General features: G+C 64.1%; 10 protein-coding genes. 6 read left to right on the top strand and 4 right to left on the bottom strand.

The window, feature by feature from the left end; genetic code table 11:
* The first annotated feature begins 10 nt into the window (after positions 1 to 10).
* Entirely contained in the window at positions 11 to 1420 is a 1410-nt protein-coding gene (gene thrC, locus B3M58_RS03890) for a threonine synthase (protein ID WP_296217255.1), read from the top strand.
* Between the two features lie 162 nt (positions 1421 to 1582).
* On the opposite strand, the gene B3M58_RS03885 is transcribed toward thrC, so the two are convergent.
* A complete protein-coding gene (locus tag B3M58_RS03885; RefSeq protein WP_414704046.1) occupies positions 1583 to 2275 on the bottom strand; it encodes an endonuclease in 693 nt (230 codons plus the stop codon).
* Positions 2276 to 2388: 113 nt separating this feature from the next.
* The gene (locus B3M58_RS03880) at positions 2389 to 3588 is read right to left on the bottom strand and encodes a CaiB/BaiF CoA transferase family protein (RefSeq protein ID WP_296217253.1); all 1200 of its coding nucleotides are present in this window, start codon (positions 3586 to 3588) and stop codon (positions 2389 to 2391) included.
* Positions 3589 to 3687: 99 nt separating this feature from the next.
* On the opposite strand from B3M58_RS03880, the gene B3M58_RS03875 reads away from it, so the two are divergent.
* Positions 3688 to 4227, top strand: a complete 540-nt coding sequence (locus tag B3M58_RS03875; protein ID WP_296217252.1) for a YaeQ family protein — start codon at positions 3688 to 3690, stop codon at positions 4225 to 4227.
* A gap of 99 nt (positions 4228 to 4326) precedes the next feature.
* Positions 4327 to 6039: a single-stranded-DNA-specific exonuclease RecJ gene (gene recJ / locus B3M58_RS03870; RefSeq protein WP_296217325.1), complete on the top strand. Its 1713-nt coding sequence runs from the start codon at positions 4327 to 4329 to the stop codon at positions 6037 to 6039.
* A 9-nt stretch (positions 6040 to 6048) separates the two neighbouring features.
* On the opposite strand, the gene B3M58_RS03865 is transcribed toward recJ, so the two are convergent.
* Complete coding sequence (locus B3M58_RS03865; protein ID WP_296217251.1) at positions 6049 to 6759, bottom strand: transglutaminase-like cysteine peptidase; 711 nt, start codon at positions 6757 to 6759, stop codon at positions 6049 to 6051.
* Positions 6760 to 7117: 358 nt separating this feature from the next.
* Between B3M58_RS03865 and B3M58_RS03860 the strand changes: the two genes are divergently transcribed.
* Both B3M58_RS03860 and B3M58_RS03855 read left to right on the top strand, forming a co-directional pair.
* The gene (locus tag B3M58_RS03860) at positions 7118 to 7855 is read left to right on the top strand and encodes a tellurite resistance TerB family protein (RefSeq protein WP_296217250.1); all 738 of its coding nucleotides are present in this window, start codon (positions 7118 to 7120) and stop codon (positions 7853 to 7855) included.
* 157 nt (positions 7856 to 8012) lie between these two features.
* Positions 8013 to 9665, top strand: coding sequence for a GMC family oxidoreductase (locus B3M58_RS03855; protein ID WP_296217249.1), 1653 nt, complete (start codon positions 8013 to 8015; stop codon positions 9663 to 9665).
* Here the strand turns inward: B3M58_RS03855 and B3M58_RS03850 are convergent.
* Positions 9658 to 11328 (bottom strand): GGDEF domain-containing protein, encoded by a 1671-nt coding sequence (locus B3M58_RS03850; RefSeq protein WP_296217248.1) that lies wholly within the window; start codon positions 11326 to 11328, stop codon positions 9658 to 9660. The genes B3M58_RS03855 and B3M58_RS03850 overlap by 8 nt on opposite strands.
* Positions 11329 to 11498: 170 nt before the next feature.
* Between B3M58_RS03850 and prfB the strand changes: the two genes are divergently transcribed.
* Positions 11499 to 12594, top strand: a protein-coding gene (gene prfB, locus B3M58_RS03845) for a peptide chain release factor 2 (RefSeq protein WP_296217247.1) whose coding sequence is annotated in 2 segments (ribosomal slippage) — positions 11499 to 11570 and positions 11572 to 12594 — 1095 coding nt in all. Because the reading frame shifts where the segments join, the coding sequence is not laid out codon by codon here.
* Positions 12595 to 12702 lie beyond the last annotated feature (108 nt).

The following is a 12702-nucleotide window of genomic DNA, read 5'->3' as shown; positions in this document are numbered from 1 at the left end:
GGATAAAGTCATGCGTTATATCAGTACCCGCGGCCAGGCACCGGCCCTGAATTTCGAAGACGTGCTGCTCGCCGGCCTGGCCAGCGATGGCGGCCTCTACGTGCCGGAAAACCTGCCGCGCTTCACCCAGGAAGAAATCGCCTCCTGGGCCGGCCTGCCGTACCACGAGCTGGCTTTCCGGGTGATGCGCCCATTCGTCACCGGCAGCATCGCCGATGCCGATTTCAAGAAGATTCTCGAAGAAACCTATGGCGTGTTCGCCCACAACGCCGTGGCGCCGCTGCGTCAGCTGAACGGCAATGAGTGGGTGCTGGAGCTGTTCCACGGCCCGACCCTGGCGTTCAAGGACTTTGCCCTGCAATTGCTCGGTCGTCTGCTCGACCATGTGCTGGCCAAGCGCAACGAGCGCGTGGTGATCATGGGTGCCACCTCCGGCGATACCGGTTCGGCGGCCATCGAAGGCTGCAAGGCCTGCGACAACGTCGACATCTTCATCATGCACCCGCACAACCGGGTGTCCGAGGTGCAGCGTCGGCAGATGACCACCATCCTCGGCGCCAACATCCACAACATCGCCATCGAAGGCAACTTCGACGACTGCCAGGAGATGGTCAAGGATAGTTTCGCTGACCAGGGTTTTCTCAAGGGCACGCGCCTGGTGGCGGTCAACTCGATCAACTGGGCGCGGATCATGGCCCAGATCGTTTACTACTTCCACGCCGCCCTGCAGCTCGGCGGCCCGGCGCGTTCCATCGCGTTCTCGGTGCCGACCGGCAACTTCGGCGACATCTTCGCCGGCTACCTGGCGCGCAACATGGGCCTGCCGGTCAGCCAACTGATCGTCGCGACCAACCGCAACGACATCCTGCACCGCTTTATGAGCGGCAATCAGTATGTGAAGGGCGATCTGCACCCGACCCTGTCGCCGTCCATGGACATCATGGTTTCGTCGAACTTCGAGCGTCTGCTGTTCGACCTGCACGGGCGCAACGGCGCGGCGATTGCCGAGCTGATGGCCAGCTTCAAGCAGGGCGGCGGTTTCAGTGTCGAGGATGATCGCTGGACCGAGGCGCGCAAGTTGTTCGATTCGCTGGCGGTGGATGATGCGCAGACCTGCGAGACCATCGCCGAGGTCTACCAGGAGTGCGGTGAGCTGCTCGACCCGCACACCGCGATTGGCGTGCGTGCGGCCCGTGAGTGCCGTCGTAGCCTGGCCGTGCCGATGGTGATCCTGGGCACCGCGCACCCGGTGAAATTCCCCGAGGCGGTGGAAAAGGCCGGCGTCGGCCAGGCGCCGGCACTGCCGCCGCACCTGGCGGATCTGTTCCAGCGCGAAGAGCGTTGCACGGTGCTGGCCAATGACCTGAAAACCGTTCAGGCCTTCGTCAGTCAGCACGGCAACCGCGGCAAGCCGCTGTAAGCCACGCCGCGCGCCCACTGCAAAGGCCGGTCACCGCAAGGTGCCGGCCTTTTTCATGGCTATGTACCAATGACGTGCTGCATGAGCGGTCACGCGGTTGTCGCCAGCGGTGTCGACCGCGAGCTGTTTAGGCAACGCACAGCACTTCTGAAGGCTCGCGCGTCACTGTCGCGCCAGCGTGGCCACGGCAGCGCAGGCGCGACGGTCGTAGCCGCCGACATAGGGGTTGCTCCAGCCCATCACGCAGCTGAGCATCTGGTTGCGCTGGCGTTCCCAGGTTTTCACCGGGTATTGCTTGTGCCACACGGCGTAGAGCTGGCGATCCTTCTTCGACAGGCGTAGGCGGTAGCGCTCGCTCATGTACAGGTAGGTGCGCGCGACCATGCCACGCACCTCCTTGCGCGGCATGGCTACCCGCGCGTCGAAGTCGACCACCATCGGGCAGGCGCCATACTGGCTCGGTTGCTGCGCCAGCCAACCGTAGGCGAAGTTGCTGCGGTCACCGTTGATCTCGCCAATGCTCGGCACCAGGTTGTGCAGGTCGGCTTCGGCGCGCTGGTAGGTCGCATCGTGCCTGGCGCAGTGCTGGCGGCCGCCGCGCTGCCAGCACTGGCGCTGGTGCCCGATGACCCAGGCCGGCACGATGTGCTCCCATTCGATGCGCGCGGCGCGTTGCGCGTTTTTACGCGGCAGATAGCCGCAACTGCGCAGGTCGACACGCTTACCGCGGAATTTGCAGCCGCAGTAGAACTCCACCGATTGTTTGGCGTAGAGCTTCCAGCCGATGGCCTTGGCTTCGCTGAAGGTCTGCGGTGGCGCGGCAAAAGCTGGGGAGCACAGGGCAAGGCTGAGCATGACGAGGGTGCAGCGCAGGAGCATGCGGCGTCTTCCAAAAACGCCGCATCATACGGTGCTCGCGCGCTTTGCCAAGGCTAGCCAAGTAGTGGCCAGGGGCATGTTAGCGGCCGTCAGAGTGCGCCGTCGGCTTTGAGTGCGGCGATTTGCGCCGCGCTGTAGCCCAGGGCATGCAGCACTTCCTGATTGTGTTCGCCGAGTTCCGGGCCGGTCCATTCGACGCCACCGGGCGTGTCCGACAGCTTGGGCACGATGCCGGGCATCTTGAACGGCTTGCCGTCCGGCAGTTTGGCGCTGAGGAACATCTCGCGGGCCAGGTACTGCGGGTCGCTGAACATGTCCTCGGCGCTGAAGATGCGGCTGGCTGGCACCTCGGCTTGGCCGAGGGTGTCCAGCACCTGGGCCAGCGGCAGTGAACCGACCCAGCGGTCGATCACCCCGTAGAGTTCATCGCGGCGCCCGTCGCGGCCGTCGTTGCTGGCCAGCGTCGGGTCGTCGGCCAGATCCTGACGGTCGATGGCCTGCATAAAGCGCTTGAAGATCGCATCGCCATTGGCGCCGATCTGCACATGCTTGCCGTCGCTGCTGGTATGGATCGAGGAGGGCGTGATGCCGGGCATGATGTTGCCGCTGCGCTCACGGATAAAACCGAACACGTCGAACTCCGGCACCATGCTTTCCATCATGGCGAAGATCGCCTCGTACAACGCCACATCGACCACCTGGCCGCTGCCGCCGTTGACTTCGCGGTGCCGCAGCGCCATCAGTGCGCCGATCACGCCCCACAGCGCGGCAATCGAGTCACCAATCGAGATACCGGTACGCACCGGCGGGCGGTCCTCGAAACCGGTGATGTAGCGCAGCCCGCCCATCGACTCGCCGACCGCGCCAAAGCCCGGCTGATCCTTCAGCGGCCCGCTCTGGCCGAAACCGGACAGGCGCACCATCACCAGTTTGGGATTGAGCGCATGCAGCACGTCCCAGCCCAGGCCGAGCTTCTCCAGCACGCCGGGGCGGAAGTTCTCGATCAGGATGTCGGCTTCGCCGAGCAGCTTCTTCAATACCGCGCGCCCAGCCTCGTGCTTAAGGTTGAGGGTGATCGACTTCTTGTTGCGCGCCTGCACGAACCACCACAACGAGGTGCCTTCGTAGAGTTTGCGCCATTTGCGCAGCGGGTCGCCGCCGTCCGGCGCTTCTACCTTGATCACCTCGGCGCCAAACTCGGCGCAGATGCGCGCGGCGAAGGGGCCGGCGATCAGGGTGCCGAGTTCGATCACTTTCAGGCCGGCGAGGGGTTTGGCGGTGGCGTTCATCGAGGATTCCGTCGGGCAGGGCAATAGCCGCGACTCTAACGTGGGCAGGCGGCATCGGGTAGACTTGCCGGCTTATTCGAATAGTCAAGAAGCCCGCCCATGGCCCTGCCGTCTACCACCTACAAAATCGAGCTGAACCTCACCGACATTGACCGCAGCGTCTATGAGAACCTGCGTTTCACCGTGGCCAAGCACCCCTCGGAAACTGAAGAGCGCCTGGCGGCGCGGCTGGTCGCCTATGCGCTGTTCTATCACGAGCAGCTGGCGTTCGGTCGCGGTCTGTCGGATGTGGACGAGCCGGCGTTGTGGGAAAAGAGCCTGGATGACCGGGTGCTGCACTGGATCGAAGTCGGTCAGCCGGACAGCGACCGCATCACCTGGTGCTCGCGGCGTACCGAGAAGTTCAGCCTGGTGGCCTACGGCAACCTGCGCGTGTGGCAGACCAAGGCGCTCGACCCGGTGCGCAGCCTGAAAAACATCAACGTCGTCGCCCTCGACCAGGAGGCCCTGGCCAAGCTGGCGCTCGACATGCCGCGCTCGCTGAACTGGAGCGTGATGATCAGCGATGGTGAGCTGTTCGTCACCGACGAGCGTGGTCAGCACGAGCTGCCTATCGAGTGGCTGGCTGGCCAGCGCTGATTCCCTGCGCAGGGCGGACATGCAGCAAGGCTCGTCCGCCGTTTTACCCGCATTGGTGGACAAGGCTTCGCCATGTCCACCCTACTAGACAGAATGACTATGCGCATCGAAGCCCGCCCGTTACCCGTCACCCTGCCTGATCTGGGCAACCTGCCACCCTTGTTGACCCGCCTCTACGCCGCGCGCGGCGTGCAGTCGCAGGCCGAGTTGGACAAGGGCCTGGCGCGGCTGATTCCGTACCAGCAGCTCAAGGGCATGGCGGCGGCGGTCGAGCTGCTGGTGCTGGGTTTGCAGCAAGGCCAGCGCATGCTGATCGTCGGCGATTTCGATGCCGATGGCGCTACCGCCAGTACGGTCGGCGTGCTCGGTTTGCGCATGCTCGGCGCGGCGCATGTCGATTACCTGGTCCCCAATCGTTTCGAGTACGGCTATGGCCTGACCCCGGAAATCGTCGCGGTGGCGCTTGAGCGTCAGCCGCAACTGTTGATCACCGTGGACAACGGCATCTCCAGTGTTGACGGTGTGGCGGCAGCGAAGGCGGCTGGCTTGACGGTGCTGGTCACCGATCACCATTTGCCCGGTGCCGAGTTGCCGGCGGCGGACGCCATCGTCAATCCCAACCAGCCGGGTTGCGAGTTTCCGAGCAAGGCCATGGCCGGGGTCGGCGTGATGTTCTATGTGCTGCTGGCCCTGCGCGCGCGCCTGCGTGAGCTGGGCTGGTTCACGGCGCAGCGCCCGGAGCCGAATCTGGCCGAGCTGCTTGATCTGGTGGCGCTGGGCAGCGTCGCCGACGTGGTGCCGCTGGATGCCAATAACCGCATCCTGGTGCACCAGGGTCTGGCGCGGATTCGTGCCGGCCGGGCGCGGCCTGGCTTGCGGGCGATTCTCGAGGTGGCGGGGCGTCAGCACGCACGCATCACCTCTACCGATCTCGGCTTTATCCTCGGCCCGCGCTTGAACGCGGCGGGGCGGTTGGACGATATGAGCCTGGGTATCGAGTGTCTGCTCTGCGAAGACGAAGCGCTGGCGCGGGACATGGCGGTGCAGTTGGACCAACTCAATCAGGACCGCAAGGCCATCGAGCAGGGCATGCAGCGCGAGGCGCTGGCCCAGCTCAAGGATCTGCCGCTGGCGGATATGCCGTTCGGTCTGTGCCTGTTCGAAGCGGACTGGCACCAGGGCGTGATCGGCATCCTCGCCTCGCGCCTGAAAGAGCGTTATCACCGGCCGACCATTGCCTTTGCCGATGCCGGCGATGGCGTGCTGAAAGGCTCGGCGCGTTCGGTGCCGGGCTTTCATATTCGCGATGCACTGGACGCCGTGGCGGCCAAGCACACGGGCTTGATCAGCAAGTTCGGCGGGCATGCGATGGCGGCGGGGTTGTCGTTGCCGCAAGAGCATTTTGGCGCCTTTGCCGTGGCCTTCGATGCCGAGGTGCGGCGCCAACTGTGCGAAGACGACCTGACCGGGCGCCTGCTGTCCGATGGCCGCCTGGCGGTCGAGGAGTTCCACCTGGAACTGGCGCGCGCGCTGCGCAATGCCGGGCCGTGGGGCCAGCACTTTCCCGAACCGCTGTTTCATGGGGTGTTTCAGGTGGTGCAGCAGCGCCTGGTCGGCGACAAGCACCTCAAGCTGGTGCTGAAGACCGAGTGCGGCGGGCAGACGCTGGATGGCATCGCCTTCAATATCGACCGCGAGGTGTGGCCGAACCCGACGGTGCGCTGGGCTGAATTGGCCTACAAGCTCGATGTCAACGAATACCGCGGCCAGGAAAGCGTGCAGTTGATGGTGGCGCACATCGCGCCACGCTGAAACCCGTTGTCAGCCCGGCGTGCTGAGGGTTGCCAGGGTCTGCTCGGCGGGGGCTTGCGAGCCATCCACCAGCGCCCGCGCGCTGACATCACTCCAGCGCGAGAGCAGCTGCGGCGGCTGTGTGGATTTCTGCAGCGGCGCCTTGGCCAGGAAGATGCCGTGGTTATTGAAGGCATAGACCGGCAGCAGGTCGTTGCGCTGGCTGGCGGGCTGGATGCGCGGGTCGAGGTTGTCGAGGAGCAGCGGCTGGGCACTGTCGCTCGGGTAGTAGGCCAGCACCATGTGCGCCCGGTTGCGGCTCAGTGATTTGACGAAGGTCAGGCGCAGCTTCGCGCTGGCGACCCCCATGCGCACCAGGCTGAAATACTTGGCGATGGCGAAATCTTCGCAGTCGCCCATGCCCCGGCCGAGGGTTTGTGCCGGGGTGGCCCAAAACTCCTCGGCGCCCCAGACATCACGGTCTTCGCCATACGTCACGGCACGGTTGATGAAGCGGTTCACTGCCTCCAGCTTGGCGTGCTCGTCCAGGCTGCTGCCGTGCTCGATCAGGCGGTGCCAACTGCTCAACGTGGCAGCACCGCTGGCGCTGTCCAGCACACCAGAAGGCTGCGGGGTTTGTGCGCTGCTCAGGCCGGCCGTCAGATAAATCAAGGCCGCCAGCGTGACGCGCAAGGCGCGTGGCGCGGTGAGGGAGACGCGACGAGGGGAAAGTCGGTGCATGGTCGGTGACTTGTTCACTGGGCTGCTACGGCATCCATAGCCTGCAACCGAATTCTTATGGTTATTGCGCCATCCTATCGGCGTCAAATAGTGAGCGTATACAGCGTGATGTGATGCTAGCCACTGTTTGTGCACTCGCTTGGCGGCTAGCCGACGAATTGCCGGGGCTGCGACGTAGGCCGCATTTTGTTGACGTCATTCGCCTGGCATGGGCAAGGTGCTGTGCCGGTGCAATCGAGTCCGCTGCGCCGATTGGCTCGTGGTGGCAACATTTCGACGCACTCTGCCCGCTATTACCGGAATTTTCCGTTCATGCTGGCGGTCATATTTTCAACTTTGCGTGTCAGGAGACGTGTCGATGAATACCCGTGGCTTGCTCGACCAACTGCTCAAATCCGGTCAGGAAATGATTAAGAACAAGGCTGGGCAGTCGTCCGGCAAAGGTACTGCCGCCGGTGGCTTAGGTGGTTTAGGGGGCTTGCTGGCAGGCGGCGGTGGCGCTGGCTTGGGCGGGTTGCTCTCCGGTGCCGGTGGCGGCGCGTTGGCCGCCGGTGCGATGGGCCTGTTGCTGGGTAACAAGAAGGCCCGCAGCTTCGGCGGCAAGGCGCTGACTTACGGCGGTTTGGCCGCCCTCGGAGTGATCGCCTACAAGGCCTACGGCAATTGGCAAGCCCAGCAGGCGCAGGCGCCGCAAGGTGAGCCGCAAACCCTCGATCGCTTGCCAGCGCCGCAGGCCGAGCTGCACAGCCAGGCGATTCTCAAGGCGTTGGTTGCCGCAGCCAAGGCTGACGGGCATGTCGATGCCCGCGAGCGCCAGTTGATCGAAGGGGAAATTGGCAAGCTGACCAATGATGTCGAGTTGCAGCGCTGGCTCGAAGCCGAGCTGAACAAGCCGCTCGATCCCGCCGATGTCGCGCGCGCGGCCACCACCCCGGAGATGGCTGCCGAGATGTACATCGCCAGCGTGCTGATGGTCGACGAGGAGCACTTTATGGAGCGCGCCTACCTGGAAGAGCTGGCGCGCCAGCTCAAGCTCGATCCTGCACTGAAGACCGAGCTGGAAGCCCAGGTGCGCGTCGAGTTGACCGCCAGCTAAGGCGTCAAACGAGGCCGGCCGCCGCCCTGGCGGCCGGTAGTGCAGTTGGTTTATCCCGCCGCGATTGGCCGCATCCTACCTCAGACCAAAAGATCATTCTGTTCGGCGTCTTGAGCGTCTAGGCTGGTCGTTCATAACGACAACAGCGAGGTCGCCGATGCCGCACCCCTTGGACCATTACGACTACCTGATCGTGGGTGCCGGCCCAGCCGGTTGCTTGCTGGCCAACCGCTTGTCCGCCGACCCGTCCGTACAGGTGTTGCTGTTGGAGGCGGGTGGCCGCGACAACTACCCGTGGATTCATATTCCGGTCGGCTACCTGTATTGCATTGGTAACCCGCGCACCGATTGGTGCTACGACACCGCGCCCGAGCCTGGCTTGAATGGCCGTGCGCTGAAATACCCGCGAGGGCGGGTGCTGGGCGGCAGTTCGTCGATCAACGGCATGATCTACATGCGCGGCCAGGCCCGCGACTACGATGGCTGGGCGGCGGCGGGCAATGCCGGGTGGGCCTGGCAGGATGTTCTGCCGTTGTTCAAACGCACGGAAAACCACTTCGCCGGTAGCAGCGCGTTGCATGGCGGCGACGGCGAATGGCGGGTCGAACGTCAGCGTTTGTCTTGGGATGTGCTGGAGGCGTTTCGCCAGGCAGCCGGGCAAAGCGGCATCGCCAGCATCGAAGATTTCAACGCTGGCGATAACGAAGGGTGCAGTTATTTTCAGGTCAATCAGCGGCGTGGCGTGCGTTGGAATGCCGCGAAAGCCTTCCTGCGCGACATTCGCCAGCGCGCCAATCTGCATGTGCTGACCGGTGCCGAGGTGCAGCGTGTGGTGCTCGCCGAGGGTCGCGCCAGTGCCTTGCAGGTGCGCTGGCAGGGTCATGAAAATCTGATTCAGGCGCGCCGCGAGATTGTCCTGTGTGCCGGCGCTATCGGCACGCCGGCCTTGCTCCAGCGCTCTGGGATCGGTGCGCGGCCGCTGCTGGAACGCCTGGGGGTCGGCGTGCAGCACGAGCTGGCCGGGGTCGGCGCGAACTTGCAGGATCACTTGCAGTTGCGCTTGATCTACAAGGTCAGTGGCGTGTCGACCCTCAATCAGATCGCCGGCAGCCTACGCGGTAAGCTGGGCATGGGCCTGGAGTACCTGTTCAAGCGCAGTGGTCCGTTGGCCATGGCGCCCAGCCAGCTGGGCGCGTTTGCCCGCTCCAGCGCCACGCAGCCGTCAGCCAACCTGCAATACCATGTGCAGCCGTTGTCGCTGGAGCGTTTTGGCGAGCCGTTGCACGCGTTTCCGGCCTTTACCGCCTCGGTGTGCAACCTGCGCCCGCACAGCCGCGGCAGGGTTGAAATCCGCTCGCTGGATGTCGCCGACGCGCCGCTGATCCAGCCCAATTACTTGAGCGATCCGCGCGATCTACAGGTGGCCGCCGATGCCATCCGCCTGACCCGGCGCATCGTTGCCGCGCCAGCGTTGGCGGCGTTCAAGCCCGAGGAGTACAAGCCGGGGCCGAGCTACCAGAGCGAGGAGGATCTACAGCGTGCGGCGGGGGAGATCGGCACCACCATCTTCCACCCGGTTGGTACCTGCAAGATGGGTCAGGGCGCCGATGCGGTGGTCGATGCACAGCTGCGTGTGCAGGGTATCCCCGGCTTGCGCATCGCCGATGCCTCGATCATGCCGAGCATCGTCTCGGGCAACACCTGTTCGCCGGTGCTGATGATTGCCGAGAAAGCCGCCGAGCTGATTCTCGCGTCAGCTCAGCCTCGGCGCTCAGTCGCTGGCGTGACGCTTGGTGCGCCGGTCAGCTGAGTGGGTCGCTGGCCAGCGTGTGACTGGTGTACTGGCGCAGGGAGTGAAATTCGGCACAGTTTTTCCCGGCATGCTTGGCGCGGTACAGCGCCTGGTCGGCCAGCTCCAGTACTTCGCTCAGGTTGCTGCTGTCCAGCGGCCACAGTGCGCCGCCGATACTGCAGCCGACTTGCGCGAAGCGCTGGTCCAGGGCCACAGGCTCGCCCAGGGTCTTCAGCGCGCGCTCGGCAATCAGTTGCGCCTGTTGCAGGGCGTCGCTACTGGGCACTTGCAGCACCATCAGAAACTCATCACCGCCCAGGCGCGCGACCAGATCGCCCTCGCGTAAACAGCTGCGCAGGCGCACAGCCATTTCCCGCAGCAGTTGGTCGCCGGCGGCGTGGCCGAACTGGTCATTCACTGGCTTGAAGCCATCCAGATCGAGGTAGAGCAGAGCCAGGCTATTTTGGCTGGCCTGGCTGCGTTGCTGCGCGCGCGGCAGGTATTTTTCCAGGGCCACGCGGTTCGGTAGGCCGGTCAGTGGGTCGTGGTGGGCGAGGTTCTCCATCACCCCGAGCGCGGTTTGCTGGTGGGTCAGACTGTCGACCATGCGGCGCAACGACTGGCTCAGCAGTTCCAGTTCGCGGGTGCCCTTGAAGTCCGGGATTTCGCTGGTTTCGCCGGCACTGAGGCGATCCGCCGCTTCGGCGATCTGCCGCAGGGGGCGCGTGAAGTAGCCGCTCAGCAGCCACCCGAGCACCGCGAACAGCAGGGCCAGGAAGCTACCCCAGAGCAGAATGATGCGCAGCAGCTCGCGGGCCGGGGCGTAGGCTTCGTTGATCGACTGGCGGGCGATAACGGTCCAGCCCAGGCCTGGGTAGTCCTGGTAGCCACGGCTGATGGCCAGGCCGGTCAGGTAAGTCTTGCCGTCTGGCCATTCCTGTACCGCCCAGCGGCTATTGCGTGCGGTCAAATCGTCGAGGGCTTGTAGATGCAGACGCTGACCGATCATGTTCTTGGGGGCGAGCAGAACCGTGCGGTCGTTGCTGAGGACGAAGAACTCGACATTGCGCCGGTGCTGGATCGGTTCGAGGATCGACAGGCGCACCTCGTCGGCCCACGACCACGATAGGTGCGAGGCCAATACACCTATCAGGCTGCCGTCGGCAGCATGCACCGGCAGGCTGATATCGACGAACTTCATCGCCTCGCCGGTTGGGTTGGGCAGTAGCTTGGCGAGCAGCACCGCTTCGTGCACGTCGCCGATGAACAGGCCTTTGCTGCCTTCCAGGTAAACCGGGCGCTGGGCGATGCTGACGCCTTCCAATATGCCGTCGCTGGAGGCCAGCACGGTGCCGCCTGGGTCGGTGAAGCCGATCCAGGCGATGCTGGGGAATTCGCTCTGTAGGCGGTCGAGCAGTACCCGTATTTCGACGATGTCGTTCGGTTCGCTCAAGGCGCGCAGCTTGCCGATCACTTGCAGCATGCCGGCGCGGCTTTCCATGTCGCGGTCCAGGCGATCGACCATCATGTAGGACACTTCAGCCAGGTCACGGCCGATTTCCTCACGGATGCGCTGGCTGGAATCCTGGCCGATCAGGGTGCCCAGCAACCAGCTGAGCGCGCCAACCAGCAGGGCGATCAGAATGGCAAAACGACTGCGCAGGCTGTGCGATGGGCGCATGGCACGACGGCTCCTGTGGGCGGGCAAGTAGCAGGTTGGTGGCGCTGAGTATAGTGCGCCGTTGGTCTGCGGCGCTGCGAATCATGCCCCATTGCGGGCTGCCAGGGGCGATTGGAGTGGGGTATACTCGCCGGCTTTTCCGAAAGTTTGACCTGCGAGTGCTGCCAGCCATGGAAATCAACCCAATCCTTAATAGCATCAAGGACCTGTCCGAGCGCACCCAGACTATTCGGGGGTATCTTTGACTACGATCAAAAGCATGATCGGCTGGTCGAAGTAAACCGCGAACTCGAAGACCCGAACGTCTGGAACAACCCCGAATACGCACAGAACCTGGGCCGTGAGCGCGCCTCCCTGGCGCTGATCGTCGAGACCCTCGACGACCTCGACGGCAGCCTGGGCGATTCTCGCGATCTGCTGCAAATGGCCGCCGAAGAAGACGATCAGGCAGCGGTTGACGATGTCGCCGCCGAAGTCGAGCGCCTGCGCGATATCCTCGAGAAGATGGAATTCCGCCGCATGTTCAGCGGCGAGATGGATGCCAACAACGCTTACCTGGACATCCAGGCCGGCTCTGGCGGCACCGAGGCTCAGGACTGGGCCAACATGCTGCTGCGCATGTACCTGCGCTGGGCCGACAAGCGCGGTTTCGACGCGACCATCATGGAGCTGTCCGCCGGCGAAGTCGCCGGGATCAAGGGCGCGACCCTGCACATCAAGGGCGAATACGCCTTTGGTTGGCTGCGCACCGAGATCGGCGTGCACCGTCTGGTGCGCAAGAGCCCGTTCGACTCCGGCAACCGTCGTCACACCTCGTTTACCGCGGTGTTCGTCTCGCCGGAAATTGATGACAACATCGAGATCGAGATCAACCCTGCCGACCTGCGTATCGACACCTACCGTTCCTCGGGTGCCGGTGGTCAGCACGTCAACACCACCGACTCGGCGGTGCGCATTACCCACGTCCCGAGCAACACCGTGGTCAGCTGCCAGAACGAACGTTCGCAGCACGCCAACAAAGACACCGCGATGAAAATGCTCCGCGCGCGCCTGTACGAGCAGGAAGTGCAGAAGCGCAACGCCGCCTCGCAGGCGCTGGAAGACACCAAGTCGGACATCGGCTGGGGGCACCAGATTCGCTCCTACGTACTCGACCAGTCGCGGATCAAGGATCTGCGTACCGGTGTCGAGCGCAGTGACTGCGTCAACGTGCTCGACGGCGACATTGATGAGTACCTGGTGGCCAGCCTCAAGCAGGGGCTATAGCGACAAACGCAATGTAGGTTGGGTCGGTCGGCGCTCCGAGGAGCGCTGCGAAACCCAACGAGCGGCGCTGCATTTGCGTAGGAGGCCGGCCCTTAGGCCGGATGTTGG

It is taken from the genome of Pseudomonas sp. UBA2684, from assembly GCA_002354655.1.
Classification (GTDB): domain Bacteria; phylum Pseudomonadota; class Gammaproteobacteria; order Pseudomonadales; family Pseudomonadaceae; genus Aquipseudomonas.
The sequence above is the reverse complement of the archived record's forward strand: the minus strand, read 5'-3'. Positions and strand labels throughout refer to the sequence as shown.